18 protein-coding genes are annotated in these 17,601 nt (G+C 64.1%); 11 read left to right on the plus strand and 7 right to left on the minus strand.

The window, feature by feature from the left end:
- Positions 1–75: 75 nt before the first annotated feature.
- A complete protein-coding gene (locus IGS61_RS23690) occupies positions 76–2,013 on the plus strand; it encodes a methyl-accepting chemotaxis protein (protein ID WP_230541863.1) in 1,938 nt (645 codons plus the stop codon).
- A 7-nt stretch (positions 2,014–2,020) separates the two neighbouring features.
- On the opposite strand, the gene IGS61_RS23695 is transcribed toward IGS61_RS23690, so the two are convergent.
- Entirely contained in the window at positions 2,021–2,920 is a 900-nt protein-coding gene (locus IGS61_RS23695; RefSeq protein WP_230541864.1) for a LysR family transcriptional regulator, read from the minus strand.
- 110 nt (positions 2,921–3,030) lie between these two features.
- Between IGS61_RS23695 and IGS61_RS23700 the strand changes: the two genes are divergently transcribed.
- A complete protein-coding gene (locus IGS61_RS23700) occupies positions 3,031–3,963 on the plus strand; it encodes a DMT family transporter (RefSeq protein ID WP_230541865.1) in 933 nt (310 codons plus the stop codon).
- Here IGS61_RS23700 and IGS61_RS23705 read toward each other — a convergent pair whose 3' ends face one another.
- Positions 3,964–4,842 (minus strand): serine hydrolase, encoded by an 879-nt coding sequence (locus tag IGS61_RS23705; protein WP_230541866.1) that lies wholly within the window; start codon positions 4,840–4,842, stop codon positions 3,964–3,966. It abuts the gene before it with no gap.
- 416 nt (positions 4,843–5,258) lie between these two features.
- On the opposite strand from IGS61_RS23705, the gene IGS61_RS23710 reads away from it, so the two are divergent.
- Both IGS61_RS23710 and IGS61_RS23715 read left to right on the plus strand, forming a co-directional pair.
- The gene (locus IGS61_RS23710; protein ID WP_230541867.1) at positions 5,259–6,512 is read left to right on the plus strand and encodes a sensor histidine kinase; all 1,254 of its coding nucleotides are present in this window, start codon (positions 5,259–5,261) and stop codon (positions 6,510–6,512) included.
- On the plus strand, positions 6,509–7,258 hold the full coding sequence (locus tag IGS61_RS23715; RefSeq protein ID WP_230541868.1) for a LytR/AlgR family response regulator transcription factor: 750 nt from the start codon (positions 6,509–6,511) through the stop codon (positions 7,256–7,258). Before IGS61_RS23710 ends, IGS61_RS23715 begins: the two co-directional genes overlap by 4 nt.
- Before the next feature lie 64 nt (positions 7,259–7,322).
- Here the strand turns inward: IGS61_RS23715 and IGS61_RS23720 are convergent, their stop codons facing one another.
- A complete protein-coding gene (locus IGS61_RS23720) occupies positions 7,323–7,541 on the minus strand; it encodes a TOBE domain-containing protein (protein WP_034757699.1) in 219 nt (72 codons plus the stop codon).
- Positions 7,542–7,714: 173 nt separating this feature from the next.
- Here IGS61_RS23720 and IGS61_RS23725 point away from each other — a divergent pair, with 173 nt between their 5' ends.
- Entirely contained in the window at positions 7,715–8,200 is a 486-nt protein-coding gene (locus tag IGS61_RS23725) for a hypothetical protein (RefSeq protein WP_230541869.1), read from the plus strand.
- Positions 8,201–8,257: 57 nt separating this feature from the next.
- Here IGS61_RS23725 and IGS61_RS23730 read toward each other — a convergent pair whose 3' ends face one another.
- Entirely contained in the window at positions 8,258–9,313 is a 1,056-nt protein-coding gene (locus IGS61_RS23730) for a sulfate ABC transporter substrate-binding protein (protein ID WP_329958088.1), read from the minus strand.
- Between the two features lie 302 nt (positions 9,314–9,615).
- Here IGS61_RS23730 and IGS61_RS23735 point away from each other — a divergent pair, with 302 nt between their 5' ends.
- Positions 9,616–10,146 (plus strand): GNAT family N-acetyltransferase, encoded by a 531-nt coding sequence (locus tag IGS61_RS23735; RefSeq protein WP_230541870.1) that lies wholly within the window; start codon positions 9,616–9,618, stop codon positions 10,144–10,146.
- A 66-nt stretch (positions 10,147–10,212) separates the two neighbouring features.
- On the opposite strand, the gene IGS61_RS23740 is transcribed toward IGS61_RS23735, so the two are convergent.
- Positions 10,213–11,025: a class II glutamine amidotransferase gene (locus tag IGS61_RS23740; RefSeq protein ID WP_230541871.1), complete on the minus strand. Its 813-nt coding sequence runs from the start codon at positions 11,023–11,025 to the stop codon at positions 10,213–10,215.
- 234 nt (positions 11,026–11,259) lie between these two features.
- On the opposite strand from IGS61_RS23740, the gene IGS61_RS23745 reads away from it, so the two are divergent.
- Positions 11,260–12,087, plus strand: coding sequence for an EAL domain-containing protein (locus IGS61_RS23745; RefSeq protein WP_230541872.1), 828 nt, complete (start codon positions 11,260–11,262; stop codon positions 12,085–12,087).
- 99 nt (positions 12,088–12,186) lie between these two features.
- On the plus strand, positions 12,187–12,936 hold the full coding sequence (locus IGS61_RS23750; protein WP_373633025.1) for a YcbK family protein: 750 nt from the start codon (positions 12,187–12,189) through the stop codon (positions 12,934–12,936).
- A gap of 124 nt (positions 12,937–13,060) precedes the next feature.
- On the opposite strand, the gene IGS61_RS23755 is transcribed toward IGS61_RS23750, so the two are convergent.
- The gene (locus IGS61_RS23755) at positions 13,061–13,264 is read right to left on the minus strand and encodes a DUF3460 family protein (protein WP_230541873.1); all 204 of its coding nucleotides are present in this window, start codon (positions 13,262–13,264) and stop codon (positions 13,061–13,063) included.
- A 68-nt stretch (positions 13,265–13,332) separates the two neighbouring features.
- On the opposite strand from IGS61_RS23755, the gene IGS61_RS23760 reads away from it, so the two are divergent.
- Positions 13,333–14,214: a LysR family transcriptional regulator gene (locus IGS61_RS23760; protein WP_230541874.1), complete on the plus strand. Its 882-nt coding sequence runs from the start codon at positions 13,333–13,335 to the stop codon at positions 14,212–14,214.
- Here IGS61_RS23760 and IGS61_RS23765 read toward each other — a convergent pair.
- Positions 14,190–14,657 carry a PACE efflux transporter gene (locus IGS61_RS23765; RefSeq protein WP_070291265.1) on the minus strand — a complete coding sequence of 156 codons (468 nt, stop codon included), beginning with the start codon at positions 14,655–14,657 and terminating at the stop codon, positions 14,190–14,192. The two genes, IGS61_RS23760 and IGS61_RS23765, sit on opposite strands and share 25 nt — an antisense overlap.
- Before the next feature lie 206 nt (positions 14,658–14,863).
- Here IGS61_RS23765 and IGS61_RS23770 point away from each other — a divergent pair, with 206 nt between their 5' ends.
- Entirely contained in the window at positions 14,864–15,313 is a 450-nt protein-coding gene (locus tag IGS61_RS23770; RefSeq protein WP_230541875.1) for a hypothetical protein, read from the plus strand.
- A gap of 107 nt (positions 15,314–15,420) precedes the next feature.
- Entirely contained in the window at positions 15,421–17,583 is a 2,163-nt protein-coding gene (locus tag IGS61_RS23775; protein ID WP_230541876.1) for a putative bifunctional diguanylate cyclase/phosphodiesterase, read from the plus strand.
- Positions 17,584–17,601 lie beyond the last annotated feature (18 nt).

A 17,601-nucleotide genomic window follows, 5' to 3' on the forward strand; every position in this document is an offset into this window, starting at 1 on the left:
TGTGAAAATGGCAGCAGAGTGTGCGTGGCAAGGCCGCTGATTCACACCATAAAAACCACCACAAAGGAGTACACCATGTTTTCATCGTTGCGCACGCGTCTGGTGCTGATTTGCGTCTCCATCGTCGTCCTGTCCATGCTGGCCTTGTCGGTCGCCAATTACGTCACTACGCGCAACAGCATGCTGGCGTCGGCCGACCAGCAGATGCAGCAGCTGCTGCAAAGCCAGTCGGCCGTGCTGGCGCAATGGGTCGACGGCAAGAAAAAGGTCATGGCCTCCGTCGTCATGTCGGCCGAGACGCCCGATCCCCTGCGCGCCTTCCAGATCGCGGAAAAGGCCGGCGATTTTGCCGAAGTGTTCATCGGCTACGCGGACAAGCGCTCCGTGTTTACCCATCCGGGCCGTCCGGCCGATTTCGATCCCACGGCGCGTGCCTGGTACACGGACACCGTCAAGGCGGGCGTGCCGATGCTGACGCCGCCGTACGTGGACGCGGCCAGCCACAAGCTGGTGGTGTCGTTTACGGCGCCCGTCGGGCCGAAAGAGGCGCTGCTGGGCGTGGCGGGCGCGGACGTGCTGCTCGATACGGTGATCGCCAACGTGGTGGCGATCAAGCCGACGCCGCACAGCTTTGCCTTCCTCGTCGACCAGAGCGGCACCATCATCGCCCATGCGGACAAGGAACTGAGCCTGCAGCCGGTGGCGAAACTCGACGCGGCGCTGTCGGCCGCGCAGGTGAACCGCCTGGAAAGCACGCGCGCGAGCGAGGCCGTGCGCCTGAATGACCGCGACGGCAAGCTGTACGTCACGCGCGTGGCGGGCACGGACTGGCTGCTGGCCGTGGTGCTGGACCAGCAGGAAGCCATGCAAGCCTTGCAGACGATGCTGACGACGGCCACCGTCACGGCCGTGCTGCTGACGGGGTTGGCCGCGGTGCTGCTGTCGCTGCTGGTCTTTAAAATGCTCAAGCGCCTGGAACTGGTGCGCGACGCGCTCGACGACATCGCCTCGGGCGAGGGCGACCTGACGCGCCGCCTCGACGCTTCCGGCGTGGATGAACTGGCGCAGATCGCGGATGCCTTCAACCGCTTCATCGACAAGATCGCCGCCGTGCTCGTGAAAATCCGCACGGCCAGCGAATCGGTCAAGGTATCGTCGTCGGAAATCGCCGCCGGCAACCAGGACCTGTCGTCGCGCACGGAACAGCAAGCGAGCTCGCTGGAAGAGACGGCCGCCTCGATGGAAGAGCTGACGTCCACCGTGAAACAGAACGCGGACAATGCGCGCCAGGCCAACCAGATGGCGCAATCGGCGTCCGGCGTGGCCAGCAAGGGCGGGCAGGTGGTGGCGCAGGTGGTCGACACCATGGCCTCGATCAATGACTCGTCGAAGAAGATCGTCGACATCATCAGCGTCATCGACGGCATCGCCTTCCAGACGAATATCCTGGCCCTGAATGCGGCCGTGGAAGCGGCGCGCGCGGGCGAGCAGGGACGCGGCTTTGCCGTGGTGGCGACGGAAGTGCGCAGCCTCGCCCAGCGCTCCGCGGGGGCGGCAAAGGAAATCAAGCTGCTGATCGACGATTCGGTGGGCAAGGTCGATTCGGGCGCGCGCCTGGTCGACGAGGCGGGGGCGACGATGCAGGAAATCGTCGACAGCGTGCGCCGCGTGACCGACATCATGGGCGAGATCACGGCCGCCAGCGTCGAGCAAAGCTCGGGCATCGAACAGGTGAACCAGGCGATCGCGCAAATGGACCAGGTGACGCAGCAGAACGCGGCCCTGGTGGAAGAGGCCGCCGCCGCGGCGGAAAGCCTGCAAGACCAGGCCAGCACCCTGGCGCAGGTGGTGGGCGTGTTCAAGCTCGATGACGGGCAGGCTCCGGCGGCCGTGCCGCATGCCGCAAGGCCCGTGGCGCGCGCGCCGGCTCCGGCGCGCATCGCGCAGGCGCCAGCGTCCAGGGCCGCGGCGCAGCGCAAGCCGGAAGCGAGCGAGGAGTGGGAAACCTTTTAAGCAGCGTTCAGGCGCGCCGGGGCGCCAGGGTCGGCGCCATCTGCTTCGCCACCTCGAAAAAGGCGTTGGTGGCCGGCGTGTTCTGGCGCCGGTCGCGCACGGCCAGGCCCACCTTGCGGCTGACGGGCGGATTTAACGGCAGGGCCACCAGCTCCGGATACTGTTCGCGCAGCCGCTGCGGCAGGGCCAGTTCGGCCACGATGGAGACGCCGTCGCCGCGGCTGACCATGTCGAGGATGGTAATCACCTGGCTGATGCGGTAGGGGACATTGGGCTGCAGCCCCGCGTTGGCGAACAGCGGTTCGATCAGGCAGGCGCAGCCCGCCTCGGACATGATGAACGGCCCTTCGCACAGCTGCGCCAGGGTGATGGCCGTTTCGCTGGCCAGCGGGTGGCTGCGCGGCAGCAGCGCCATCATCTGGTCTTCCACCAGCGGCGCCGTATCGAAACGCTCGTCGGGCAGCACGACGAAGCCGACATCCACGCGGCGTTCGCGTATCCACTGCATCACTTCATGGTCGGCGCCTTCGTCGATGCGCAGGGCGATGCCCGGATAGCGCAGGCGGAACTGCGCCGTGATGGCCGGCAGCAGATTCAACGACGAAGTGGGGCCGAAGGAGCCGATGCGCAGGCTGCCCTGGCGCTGGCCCAGCACGTCGGCCGCTTCCTGGCGCATGGCTTCGGATAGCCCCAGGATTTCGCGCGCCCGCACCAGCAGCTGGCGCCCCACTTCCGTCAGCTCGGCCGACGCCTGGTGGCGCACGATCAGGTCCACGCCCATCTCCCTTTCCAGCGCTTTTAACGCGTGCGAGACGGCCGACTGGCTGATGCCCAGCTGCGCGGCGGCGGCGGAGAAGCCGTGCAGCTCGGCCACCAGGGTAAAGATTTCCAGTTGCGTGAAGGTCATCTGTGGTTTTCCTGTGCTATGAGTTTTTGCTCATTATTTCATGAGTTGATATTAGTATTAATATATAAGTGTACACCACCCGCCGCGCAAACGGCCTCACAGGAAATTCCATGTCTTCATCCGCCTTGCCCTCTGCCGCCTTGCCTGCCGCGCAATCGCCGCTCGTCTACCTCAAACTGATTTTCGTCGCCCTGTTCTGGGGCGGCACTTTTATCGCGGGCCGCGTGCTGGCGCAGCAGATGCCGCCCATGACGGCTGCCAGCGGGCGCTTCGGCGTGGCCGTGCTGCTGCTCGTCGTGCTGGCGTGGAAACTGGAAGGGGGCTTGCCGCGCCTGGACCGCAAGCAGCTGGCAACGACGGCCGCGCTGGGCCTGACGGGCATCTTCTTATACAACCTGTGCTTCCTGGCGGCGCTGTCGCGCATGCCGGCCGGGCGCACGGCCCTGTTCGTGGCCCTGAACCCCATCGTCACGGCGCTGGCCTCGGCCATGCTGTTCCGCGAACGGCTGGGATCGTTCAAGTGGCTGGGCATCATGCTGGCGTTTTGCGGCACGGCCATCGTCATCACGCGCGGCGATCTGGCCGGCGTGCTGCACGGCACGGGCGGCGGCATCGGCATGGGCGAAGTGTTCATGTTTTGCGGCATTTCCAGCTGGGCCGCCTATACCCTGATCGGCAGAGTGGCGCTGAAGGGCCTCTCGCCCATTGCCGCCACCACGTACGCGTCGATGTGGGGCCTGGCCTTCTTGCTGGTGGGGGCGGTGGTGGAATTCCCGACGGTGCCGTGGCACAGCTTCGGCTGGCAAGTGTGGGCCGCCATCGGCTATCTGGGCGTGTTCGGCACGGTGATCGGCTTTGTCTGGTATTACGAAGGCGTGAAGGCGCTGGGCCCGTCGCGCACGGCCGTGTTCAACAACCTCGTGCCCGTGTTCGGCATCGTGCTGGCGGCGGGGCTGCTGGGCGAGCCGGTGCTGGCGTCGATGCTGGTGGGCGGCGCGGTGACGATAGCCGGCGTGGTGATGACCAACCGGCAAGCGAAGTAATTATTTGGCGCGGCGGCGCTTCGAAGGCTTCGCCGGCGCTTTTTTATGCCGGCTGACGGAAGCGCGCATCACTTTCGGCTCTTCGATGCCGTTTTCGGCCGCCAGCATGCGGCGGATGTTGACGGCATCCATGGCGCGCACGGAATTGGCGCGCGCGTTGAGCAGGATCATGGTGGCGAACTTGCCGGCCGACTTGATGCGCATGATCAGGCAGCGGCCCGCTTCATTCGTGTAGCCCGTCTTCGACAGGCCGATATCCCAGCCCTTGGCGCCCACCAGGCGGTTCGTGTTGTGGTATTCCACGTCGCGGCCCTTGATCTGGATCACGTCCTTCGAATCGGTGGTGATGCGGCTGATTTCCGGGTAGCGCGAGGCGGCCACGGCCATCTTGACGAGGTCCGCCGCCGTCGACTGGTTGTTCGGCGACAAGCCCGTCGGCTCTTCGATCACGGTCTGGCGCATGCCCAGTGCCTTGATCTTGGCGTTGACGGCCACGGCAAACGCCGTCGGGCCGCCGGGGAAGGTGCGCGCCAGCGAGGCGGCGGCGCGGTTGTCGGACGACATCAGCGCCAGTTGCAGCACGTCGTGGCGGCTCAGGGTGGCACCCACTGGCACGCGCGAAGTGCTGTGTTTCAAGATATCGACGTCCTCGCGGTCGATGCTGATCTCTTCCTGCATATTCGCCTTGGAGTCGAGCACGACCATGGCTGTCATGAGTTTGGTCAGCGAGGCGATGGGCACTACCACGTTGGAATTTTTTTCAAGCAAGACTTTGCCTGTGCCGTCTTCGACCACCAGAATCGACTGTGAACCGAAGGGCACGGCGATGGCCGCTGTCGAAAGCGTCATCAGCACCGCGGCGAACATTTTTTTGAGCATGGGATTGTATGTGGGAAAGCAGTTTTGGGGCGCCATCGTGGGCGCTGCGCGCAAATCCGGAAGCGGGCCGCGCGGGGACGCGGCGTGTATCTCGGAGGCAATATTTGCCAAGCTTAAACAATACCATTAAAGATCAAGCGATGTCTACGGAATCAGGGCGCCACAGGCGGCGTTGCGGCCAATTTGGCAAATAAATGGGGCTATTCTTGCCGTAGTGAAAATTGTTGCGCAATTGTTGATTTCATCTTGGAAACTTCGTATGATTTCAGCAAGATTGGCAGCCTTGGCCGGGCAGGCACGGCGCGCGTCGTCGTTGATGCCTGCCGCTTCGTGCTTCGTCGCCCCGCGCTAGGTCCCGCAACCGGGGCGCCGTAGACTGCGTTCATGCCTGATTGATACGACAAGGAGAACGCAGCATGTGGAAAAAATTTGCCGGATGGTATCGCTGTTACGACGATGAAACCCTCAGGGTGCTTGCGCATCCGGACACGGCGGCCCAGTTGCCGCAGGGCTGGCGGCGCTGGGTGGCGTTGCGGCTGGCCACGCTGACGCCGATCGAGCGCCAGCAATTCCACGCCTTCATGCTCAAGTACCGGGGCGCCGGCTTTTACCTGGCTGCGGTCAGGCTGGTGCTGTTGTTTAGCATTCTCGGCGTCGCGCTGCACCTGCTGCTGCCGGACAGGGTAGGCTGGAGCAAGGCCTTGGTGCTCAGCAATATTCTCGGCCTGGCGATGGCCTGGGGCGTGCTGGGGGTCTGGTTCAATTACCGCAAGCTGGCGAAAAAGAAATTCAAGGTGCTGTTACTGCTGCTGGTGCCCGCCCTGGCAGGTGTGGCGATTGGCGTCCTGCGCGCCATGCTGGAAGGTGATAGTTCCATCGGTCCGGCGCTGGAGCACGGCGTGCGCGTGGGCGGCTGGGCCGCGCTGACGACAGGGCTGGTCTACATGGTGCCGATGACCATCGTCGTTCTCTGGCGCAACCGCCAGTACGAAGCGCTGACCCTGCAGTTGCAGCAAGATGCCGAGCGCGACCGCCTGGCGCGCGAGCTGAGCGAATCGCAGCTGCGCCTGCTGCGCGCGCAGATCGAGCCGCATTTCCTGTTCAACACCCTGGGCGCCGTGCAGCAGCTGGCCGAGCAGGGCGCGCCCAGGGCCGCGGCGCTGACGTCCGACCTGATCGCCTTCCTGCGCGCCAGTCTGGCGGAAATGCGCAGCGAGCACGTGCCCTTGCAAAGCGAATTCGAGATGGTGGCCGCCTACCTGCGCGTGATGCAGGCGCGCCTGGGCTCGCGCTTGCGCTTCAGCCTGGACTTGCCGGCAGAGCTGGCGCAGGCGACGATACCGAGCATGATCTTGCTGACCCTGGCGGAAAACGCCATCAAGCACGGTATCGAGCCATCGTTGCGTGGCGGCGAGATCGGTATGTCGGCCGCGCTCGCCGGCGATGGCAGGCTGCGCCTGCGCGTGCAGGACAGCGGCATGGGCTTGCCGGAAGACGGCGTGGGCAGCGCGCCCGGAGGCGGCCTGGGCCTGGAAAACGTGCGCAGCCGGCTGTTGCTGTCCGATCCGTCCGCCAGCTTGAGCCTGCGCGGCGGCGAAGAGGGCGGCGTGATCGCTGAAATAGTGTTGCCCATCAAAATTGCATCCAGCCTGAAAGACTCCGCCGCATGAACGCCACCATCCTGATCGCCGAAGACGAACCGCTGATGCGCGAGCGCCTGCAAATGCTGCTGGCGCAAGCCTGGCCCGAGGCGCGCGTCGTGCTGGTGGCGGAAAACGGCAACGATGCCTGGGACGGTTTCCTCGAGCATGAGCCGGACGTGGTCTTCCTCGACATCCGCATGCCGGGCCTGTCGGGCCTGGAAGTGGCCGAGCGCATCGGCACGCGGGCCCACGTGGTATTCGTCACGGCCTACGACCAGTACGCCGTCGACGCGTTCGACGCGGGCGCCGTCGACTACCTGTTGAAACCCGTGCAGGGCGAACGGCTGGCGCGGGCGCTGGCCCGCCTGCGCGACAAACTCGGCGCCCAGCCGGCCGACATGGCCCATTTGCTGCAGTCGCTGCGCGCCGCCTTGCCGGCGCCGCCGCGCGAAAAACTGAAATGGATCAAGGCCAGCGTGGGCAAGCAGATCCGCCTGATCGACATCGACGACGTGCTGTTCTTCCAGGCGGACACCAAGTACACGCGCGTGGTGCTGGCCGGCTCGGAAGCGCTGGTGCGCACGCCGCTGAAGGATTTATTGGGGGGACTTGATCCGGAACAGTTCTGGCAAATTCACCGCGGCACCATGGTCAACGTGAAAGCCATCGAAGCGGCCGAGCGCATCGACGCCGAGCGCATGCAGGTACTGCTGCGCGGCAGCACGGAAAAGCTGCCCGTCAGCCGCACGTTTACGCATTTGTTTCGCGACTAGCCCGCAAGGCAAACGCCCCGCATCTGGGGGCGGGGCGGGGGTGGTGATGGAGGCGGCGCCGCGCCTACTGGATCTTGGCGATCGACACTTCCGTCGATTTGACCAGCGCGATGACTTCGCTGCCCACTTTCAGGTCCAGGTCCTTGATCGAGCGCGAGGTGATGACCGAGGTGACGATGCCGTGCGGCGTTTCCACGTCCACTTCGGACACCACGGGGCCAAAGATGATTTCCTTGATCTTGCCGCGAAACTGGTTGCGTACATTCACTTCCGAGATAGCCATGATGTTTCCTTTGTGCCCGTAATACGCCGTGCGGCGCGACATGGCCAGAGTACGGCGCGCGCGTGGTTTTGACCACGAATCGATGCGCATATCGATATGCGCAAAGTGTGCGGCAGCGCTGGCGCAAGCATATTATTCGCCTATACTCGTTTGCATTGACCAGGAGGTTTGCCATGCGCCCATTGCCCTTGCTGCTGCTGTTGCCCTCATTTGCCGTGCTGGCGCAACCGGTCGCTGCCCTGCAGCCGATGGCTTTCCTGGCCGGGCATTGCTGGAAGGGAGAGTTCCCTGGTGGCAAGCAGACGGATGAGCACTGTTTCCAGTGGCTGTATGGCGGCCGGATGCTGCGCGACGTGCACACGGTGCGCAGCCCCGGCAAGCCCGATTACGTGGGCGAAACCACGTATTACCACGATGCCGCCGAAGGCAAGGTAGCCTTCCTGTATGTGGAAAGCAGCGGCGGCCATAGCCGCGGCACGATGTTGCCGGCGGACGGCGGCCTCGACTTTCCCGCCACGCAGTACGTGGGTGCCAGCGGCAAGGCGCTGACCTACCGCGTGCGCTGGACGCCGTCGGGCGATGCCTACGAGGCGGCCAGCGAGATGCAGGTGGACGGGCGCTGGCTGCCGCAATTCAAGCTGCTGCTGAAAAAGCAGTGACGCGGCGGCAATAAAAAACCGGGACTCATCCCGGTTTTTTATTGATGTGGCGCAAGCTTATTTCTGATAAATCTTGTCGAACTCGCCGCCATCGTCAAAATGTTTCTTTTGCGCTTGTTTCCAGCCGCCAAACACGTCATCGATGGTGAACAGGGTGATCGGCTTGAAGCTGGCCGCGTATTTCTTCGCTACTGCGGCCGAACGGGGGCGCAAATAGTGCTTGGCGACCAGTTCCTGACCTGGCTCCGAGTACAGGTATTGCAGATAGGCCGTGGCTTCCTTGCGGATGCCGCGGCGGTCGACCACCTTGTCGACGACGGCCACCGGCGACTCGGCCAGGATGGAGATGCTTGGATACACGACTTCGAAGTTGTCGCCGAATTCGGCGCGCACCAGTTGCACTTCGTTTTCAAACGTCACCAGCACGTCGCCGATTTCGCGCTGCGTAAAAGTGGTGGTGGCGCCGCGGCCGCCGCCGTCGAGCACGGGCACGTTCTTGAACAGCTTGGTCACCAGCTCGCGCGCCTGCGCTTCGCTGCCGCCTTTTTTCACGGCATAGCCCCAGGCTGCCAGGTAGGTGTAGCGGCCGTTGCCCGAGGTTTTCGGGTTCGGCACGATGACCTTGATGCCCGGCTTGGCCAGGTCGTCCCAATCCTTGATGTGTTTAGGGTTGCCTTTGCGCACCAGGTACACCATGGTCGAATAAAACGGCGCCGCATTGTTCGGGAATTTCTTGGCCCAGTCGGCCACCACGAGGCCGCGGTCGACGAGGATGTCGATGTCATTCGCCTGGTTCATGGTCACGACGGACGCTTCCAGGCCATCGGCGACGGAGCGCGCCTGCTTGCTGGAACCGCCGTGCGATTGCTTGATGGTAATGGTTTCGCCCGTCTTGGCTTTCCAATCAGCAACAAATGCGGGATTCACATCCTTGAACAGTTCGCGCATCACGTCGTACGAGGCGTTCAGCAAGACCACAGGTTCGGCGGCGCTGGCGGCCATCGGCAGGCTCATGGCGGCAGCGGAAGCGGCCAGGGCGCTGGCCAGGAACCAGCGGCGCGAGCGTTGGGTGAGTGTCGCTGCGGCAGTCGATACGGCGTTGGAATGGGTCATGTTGAACTCTTGTTGTGAGAATAGACAGTCATAGTCTAAAATTCCGGCCGGAAAAGAAACGAATTTTTCGTAATATGCTTAGATCCGATTCCCGTTTGCGCTAAAAAACAGATATCGATTTCTGGAAACATTCGTGGGCAAGATGCGCATCAGCACTTAGTCTGCAGGCAGGGCGCCATAGGCAAATCCGCCCCGTGGCGTGGCGCGAAAAAACCCGATTGCGCCGCTTGGTGTATAGTCGAATCGCGCGATACAGGGGTAAAACCGCCTGCATCGGCAACTGGAATATTTTGTGAGCGTACATGAGTCTTGAAATTCGTATTGCAACATCGACCGACGCTTTCGAGGCGTGCAATGTATTACGACGCTCCATCGTCGAATGCTGCAGCCTCGATCATCGGGACGATCCGGCCATCCTGGAAGCCTGGCTGGGCAATAAAACACCGCAGATGGTGGCGTGCTGGTTTGCGTCGCCTACCAATTTTTCGCTGGTCGCAGTCGAGCAGGGCGCCGTCGTCGGCGTCGGCCTGCTGACGCGCGCCGGCAAGCTGGCCCTGTGCTACCTGCTGCCCGAGGCGCAAGGCCGGGGCGCCGGCAAGGCGCTGGTGGCGCAGCTGGAAGCGCAGGCGCGCGAATGGGGCATCAAGGCCCTGCAACTGCACAGCACGGCCAGCAGCCAGGCCTTTTTCGTCAAGCAGGGCTATATCGAGGCGGGCAATGTGCGCTCGCCGTATGGCGTGGAAACGATTTTTTGCTGGAAACAGATTGATCCCGCAGGTATCTCCAGCGGCGACCCCAAGCGCAAGCGTTTTTGCAACTGCAATTCGGCCTGACGGCTTTTCTGCACTTCAGCCCGCCCATCCGGCGGCGGGCCATTTCCTTCCTTTGAATATTTCCCTTCAGTAACTGATCTGGATATACACGCCTTGTTGCGCGCCATCGCTCGCCTGCAGCAAGGTGCCGTTCGCAAACAGTTTCAGTTCGCCGGGCGCGAATGCCAGCCAGTCCTCGTTTTGCGTCAGCGGATGCGTGGCGATGACGGCGATACGGTCGTCCAGGTGGTTGTGCTGGCGAAAATCGATGCTGCGCTCGCAGTCGATCAGTTGCGCCACGGAAAACGGGTATTCGCGTATCACATAGTGCAGATGCGTGGAACAGTGGGCAAACAGCAGTTCGCCGTCCGACAGGATGAAATTGAACGTGCCGTGCGCGGCGATTTCCGTGGCGACCTCGGCGATGGCGGCGCGCAGCGCGGCGCGCGCGGGTTCGCCGGCGGGAAACTGCGCGCGCAAGCGGGCCAGCAGGTGGCAGAAGGCCTGCTCGCTGTCCGTGTCGCCGCTGGCGCGGTAGTGGGCATTGGCGGGGGCGCGCCACGTCTTGAGGTCGCCGTTGTGGGCGAAGGACCAGGTCTTGCCCCACAGTTCGCGGGCGAACGGGTGGGTATTTTCCGGCGCGATGCGGCCCTGCGTGGCCTTGCGGATGTGGGCGACGATGTTTTTCGCCTTCACAGGATGCCGCTGCACCGTGGCGGCCAGCGGCGAATCGATGGCCGCCAGGTGATCCGTCAGCAAGGTGCAGCCGCTACTGGAATGATAGGCGATGCCCCAGCCGTCGCGGTGCTCGTCCGTGCGTCCGCCCCGCTCGGCAAAGCCGGCAAAGGAAAAGCCCAGCGCGGCCGGCTTGCTGCTGTTCATTGCGAGTAACTGGCACATGGCGGCCCTTCCTGATGGTATCGGTACACGCCCACAGTAAAGGCCGGGGCAGGGCGCTGGAACGAATGTTTCCGACTATTGATATGCGCTGGCCGTTGCCGTGACCTTATTCGCTGGACGCATATCAAATGGTGAAACCATTCGTTCTCCTTTGGTTCGACCTGCCTTAGTCTGCACACTTTGGCGCCGCCTGCCCCACGAGAGCCGGCGGCGCAGCCCGATGAAGGAGCACGTATGCCATTTCCCGTCCTGAAAAACTACCTGGCCCGTTTGTCGCATCAGACACAGGCCGGCACCAGCGTCTGGCTCGACGGCGAGGGCAGGGCGCTGGGGCGTTTTTTCAATTGCACCATGACCAGCGCCTTCCAGCCGCTGCGCGAACTCGACAGCGGCAAGCTGGTGGCGTTCGAGGGGCTGGCGCGCAGCGTGTCGAAGGCGGACGAGGGCTTGTCGCTGTGGCGCCTGCTCGATCACGCGGCCAGCGACGACGAATCCGTGGAGCTGGACCGCCTGTGCCGCATGTTGCACGCCATAAATTTTTTTCGCCAGGGCGAAGCGGAGCAGTCCGACCTGTACCTGAACGTGCACGACCGCCTGCTCAGTGCCGTCAGCAGCAATCACGGGCACGCCTTCCAGCGCATCCTCGACGCGCTGGGCTTGCCCATCGAGCGCATCGTGCTGCAATTGCCGACGGTCACGCCGAACCAGGGCTGGCTGCTCAACTACGTGGCCGACAATTACCGGCGCAACGGTTTCCGCCTGGCCATCAACGTGGCCAGCGTGCAGGAGGCCACGGGCATGCTGGAGCGCCTGCACCCGCATGCGTTCAAGCTTGACGCGGGCAACCTCAGCGACGAGCAAGCCGTTGCCAGCTTCGTCACGGTGTGCCATGCGGCGAAGATCCGCGTCGTCTTCAAGCGCCTCGACACGCCGGCCGCGCTGGCCGCGCTGCAGCGCGTCGCCGCCATCACGGGCTTGCCCATCGTGGCCCAGGGTTATCTGCTCGACAAGCCTTTGACGGCGCTGGCGCAGGCAAATCGGGACGTTGCCGCCACCGCCTAGGGGGCCAGATGTCGAAATGAGGGCGGCACGATAGGCATTGAGGGTTTTTCTTCGCAGCACAATACGCTATAGTATTCCCATCGTTACATTGGACTGACTATGGCATCGCGCAGAAATTTTCTACACCACGGTATGGGCCTGGCCGCGCTGGGCCTGGTAGCCACCCCGCTCATCGGCTGCGCCTCGCGCACGGCCGCTCCCGCCTCGGCTTCGGCCAGCGCCAAGCCGCGCGCTCCGCGCACGGGCGTGCCGCCCCAGCCCACGCAGCTGGCCAGCGTCGACCGCTCGATCACCTCGCAGTCGCGCCAGGCGATCACGGAAATGGAACCGCCACCCGACATCTTCGATGCCCAGGCGCTGGACCTGGAATTCTGGCTCAAGCCCCGCACCCTGGAAGTGGTGCGCCCGGCCAGCAATGAAAAAGCGAAATTGCTGTACTGGAAAGATGGCGAAGTCATCGATTCGGCCTACCAGGAACTGTGCCACTTGCTGCGCGACGTGAACGGCAAGAAGACGGCCCCCATCGACCCGAAACTGCTGGAAACCCTGTGGGGCACGCAAGCGTTCGTGGCCCGCTATGGCATCGAGCAGCCGCTGGAAATCCTGTCGGGCTACCGCACGGCCGAATCGAACGGCAAGCTGCGCGAAGCGGGCGTGCCGGCCGCGCGCCAGTCGCTGCACATCTCGGGCCGCGCCGCCGACATCCGCGTGGCGAATCTGAACGCGGAAGTGCTCGGTTCGCTCGTGCGCAGCTTCAAGCAGGGCGGCGTGGGCTTCTATTACCGCTCCGGCCCCCGTGGCGGCTGGATACATGCCGATACGGGATTGCAGCGCGTCTGGAAAGGTTAAACACCTGACCAAACCTCGCTTGGCGTGCTTTGCGGCTTGCGATGCTCGCTGTGCTATAGCACAGCTGCGCGTCTCGACCACAAATCACTGTCGCTCGCTACGGTTTTGCCAGGCGTTTGTTTGATCAGTCATAGTGATACGGCGGCTCCGGCACGCTATCGGTGCCGGCGCGCCGCCATGCGTCGAAATTCACGGGGCGCTCCCAGAAAATGCGCCAGCCCAGGCGCTGGCTGGCCTGCACCTCCGGGTGCGCCTGCAGATAGCCGTCGATAAAGCGCGTAAAGTCCGATACATAACCGCTGCGGCGGTAGGGAAGTCGATGCGGCATGGCTGCTCCTTTCTTGCCTGGCCTGGCTTTTGACCTCTGGCGCACGCAAAAGTGCCGCGCTCTCTTCCATGAAACTCTCCAGCCATAACATCGAACTGTTTCTGGCCGTCATCGACGGCGGCTCGTTCTCGGCCGCCGCGCGCGCCTTGCGCCGGGCGCCGTCGGCCGTCAGCATGGCGATGGCCAACATCGAGGCGGAACTGGGTATCGCCCTGTTCGACCGGGGCGCGCGCGAAGCCGTGCCCACGCCGGCCGCGATGGCGCTGCTGCCCCACGCGCGCCTGATCGCCGAGCAGTTGAAACAGTTGCACCTGCACGTGCAGGAATTGTCGCAGGGGCTGGAAAGCCGCATTTCGCTGGGCATCGCGGCCGAACTCGACCATACGCCCTTCCTCGCTGCCGTGCGGGCGCTGTCGCAGCGCCATCCGCTGCTCGACATCGAAGTGCTGACGGCGCCGCAGGACGACGTGCTCGACATGCTGCACCGGGGCCGCATCAGCGCCTGCATGGCCTTCGCTGGCGGGCGCATCAATCACGAGGAACAGTTCCAACTGGTGGGCAGCGATGCCTTGCTGGCGATTATTTCCACCCAGCATCCGCCCGACGCGGCGGGCCGGCCCCTGTATATCGAGGAATTGGTGAATTTGCGCCAGATCATCGTCGCCAGCCGCGAACTCGACCTGGCCGATGCGCGCCCCGTGGTGGGGCTGTCCTACTGGCGCACGGACAGCTTGCCGATGGCGCTGGCGATGGTGGAAGCAGGTTTGGGCTGGGGCAACTTTGCCGCCTCGGCCATCGCCCATTCTCTGGCGGCGGGGCGGGTGCGCCGCGTGGCGTTCAAGAATACGGGCAATGGCCTGGTCGTGCCCATCCACCTGGTGTGGATGAAGGACCGGCCGCTGGGCATGGCGGCGCGGTCCTTTCTTCAGTTGCTCAGCGAAGCGGCCTGAACGTCTGCAGGCTCTTCCTTCGGCTGCTGCGCCGACAGGGGCACGCCGAACAGGCCGTCGAAGAAGTAGTTGAAGATGAAGCTGTAGCAGGGAATGATCAGCATCAGCGCGAAATCCAGCACGAAGGCTTGCCACAGGCTGATGTCGAGCCACCAGGCGATCAGCGGGATCAGGTAGATGACGAGGGTGATCTGGAAGCCGATCGCATGCAGGATGCGGCGCCAGACCGTGCGCGTGCGCGACACTTGCCGGATTTCCCAATATTCGAAAGCCGTGTTGTAGAGCAGATTCCAGATCACGGCGATGGTGGTGATCATGATGGCCAGCGGGCCCGTGCTGGTGGGCGATTCGCCCGAAAGCAGGGTCAGCCAGGCCGTGGAAATGGCCATGCCGATGATTTCAAAGGCCGTGACGTAGACGATTTTGCGTTTGATGCCTTGCATGTAAAACCTGTAAAGAAGAGATGGCGCGTATTTTAAGTCAGTCATGCTGATGTTAAAAGTTAATAGCTGTCAGTTTTTCTGATGCATTGATGCGCATAATCGCATGTTGCCCGGGAACGGGGGATAATGGCGGCTGGCGGGCGAACGCTCCCCTGCATCACCGCAGAACATCACCACAGAACATCACCGCAGAAAAGGCAACGAGCATGCAAGGCGCAGCAGACAGCAACATCCCCGACACCCCCGCCAGCGCGGACGAACGTCCCCGTTTCCGCCCCCGTCCGTGGGAACACCTGGAAACGCCGTACGACGTGGAAGTGTGGATCGAAGAACATAACCGCAGCATGCAGGACAATATCCGAGCCACGGAAACGGGCGTGGGCATCTGCTTTACCCTGGCAGAAGGGGGCGATATCTATATGCAGACCAGCGCCGACGGCGCCGTCGTGCTCGACGTGACGCCGGACGCGGCCTGGGTCGCTCCCCTGATCAGCGCGGCCACGGGCTGCGAGACGCCGGACTCGTCACTGTGGATATTGCCTGACGATAAGCTGATTCAGCTCATCGTGGGACTGTCCAGCCTGGTCGCCAGCACTTTGCTGGTGGTCGGCCATGATTTCGGCTTGCGCCGGCGCGGCATGGGGCTGGGCCGCTGAGCGGCTTGTTGCAGAACAGTTATCCATGGCTCGACACTGCGCGTGGCGCGTGCTAGTCTCGCTACTGCACCCACCTTGTTGCCTGGGCGGCGGTGCAAAGGACAGCCATGGACACACCACCGCTAGCGGTACCTGCTCCGGATTCCTCCCCGCGCGTCCACGACGGCGTGCCGCGGCATGCCGCGCCCCTGCTTGATGATGGCGTCTTCAGCCCGGAGCGGGTGAAGGCCGAACGCGAGCAAGCCTATTTCAACGATTTATACCTGCTGGCGCCCGTCGCCTATTTCGTGCTCGGCCTCGATGGCGCGATCGTGCAAGTCAACCTGGTGGCGGCCGAGCTGTTCGGCCTGGCGCGCGAGCGCCTTGGCCACGTGCTGTTCCGTTCCTATGTGCACGAAGCCTTCCGCCACGATTACGAGCGGTTCGTGCAGCGCGTGCTTAATAGCAGCGAGCCCGAGCGCATCCAGCTGCAGGTGCAGCTGCCGCCGCCGCGTCCCGGCGCGCGCGAGGCCGGCTTGCCCGTCAGCCTGCTGGGCAGCGCCGATCCGAATGGCCAGGCGCTGCGCCTGGTGCTGGAGCAGGCCGAGGGGAAGCTGGCCGTGCTCGAACGCAGCGAAGAGCGTTTCCGGCGTATCGTGCACAGCGCCGAGGAAGGCATCTGGGAAATCGATGCGCAGGCGCTGACCAGCTTTGTCAATCCGAAGATGGCGCACATGCTCGGTTGCCGGATCGAGGATATGCTGGGCCAGCCGCTGGCTGCCTTCATGGATGAGGAGGGGCGCGCCATCCTGGAGCGCAACATTGCGCGGCGCCAGGATGGCATTGTCGAGCGGCACGAATTCAAGTTCCTGCGGCGTGACGGCAGCACCCTGTGGGCCACCCTGGCCACCAATCCCATCTTCGACTCCGGCGGCAGCTATCTGGGCGCGCTGGCGCTGGTCAGCGACATCACGGCGCAGCGCGCGGCGTCCGAGCGCATCTGGCGGCAAGCCAATTTCGACCAGCTGACGGGCTTGCCGAACCGCCACATGTTTCTCGACCGCTTGCAGCACGAGGCGGCCCATGCCAAACGCGAGGGCGGGTGCCTTGCCCTGCTGTTCATCGACCTCGACCATTTCAAGCAGGTGAATGACCGCCTGGGCCACGAGAAGGGCGACATGCTGCTGCGCCAGGCGGCACGGCGCATCAGCGAGCACGTGCGCGCCACCGATACGGTAGCGCGCCTGGGCGGCGACGAATTCACCGTCATCCTGGCCGGCGTGGGGCAGCTGGGCGGCATTGAGCGCGTGCTGCAGGAGCTGACGGCCGCGCTGGCCCTGCCTTTCCTGCTTGACGGCGACACGGCGCAAGTGTCGGCCAGCGTGGGCGTGGCACTGTATCCGGCCGACGCCGAGGTGCCGGACGCCTTGCTGCGGCATGCCGACCAGGCCATGTATGCGGCCAAGAGCGGGGGGCGCAACGGCTACCGCTATTTCACGCCAGCCTTGCAGCAGGCTGCCGAACTGCGCCGCAACATGGTGCGCGAGATGCGCCTGGCGCTGGCGCAAGACCAGTTCGAAGTGCATTACCAGCCCATCATCCGCCTGCGCGATGGCGCCATCGAGCGGGCTGAAGCGCTGCTGCGCTGGCGCCATCCGCTGCGCGGCTTGCTGGTGCCCGCCGACTTCATCGCCTTTGCCGAGGCGAACGGCCTGATCGTCGATATCGGCGAGTGGGTGTTTCGCCAGGTCGTGCGCCAGGCGCGGCAGTGGCAGGACGAGCTAGGCGCCGTATTTCAGATATCGATCAACAAGTCGGCCGTGGAGTTCCGCTGCGATGCCGCGCTGTACCAGGACTGGGGCAATGCCCTGGCGCGGGCGGGCCTGGCGCCGGGCGCCATCGTCATCGAAACCACGGAAGCGGTGCTGCTCGACGAGGCGCGCCAGGTGGCCGACCGCCTGCGCCAGTTCCGCGCCATGGGCCTGGCCCTGGCGCTCGACGATTTCGGCAGCGGCCAGGTGTCGCTCGCGTGCATCAAGAAGGCCGATATCGACTTTCTCAAGATCGACCGCTCGCTGGTCGCCGAACTGGGCCGCGACGGCGCCGGGCAGGGGCTGTGCGAAGCGATCATTGCACTGGCGCATCGGCTGGGGCTGAAAGTCGTGGCCGAAGGCGTGGAGACGGCGCCGCAGCGCGATGTGCTGCGCGCCGCCGGCTGCGATTATGCGCAGGGATACTTCTTTTCCCGCGCGCTGCCGGCGCAGCAACTGGCCGCCTTGATCGCGGCCTGACAAGGGATGCTCAAGGCA

Origin of the sequence: Janthinobacterium sp. FW305-129 (genome assembly GCF_020858115.1) — a bacterium.
Classification (GTDB): Bacteria; Pseudomonadota; Gammaproteobacteria; order Burkholderiales; family Burkholderiaceae_D; genus Janthinobacterium.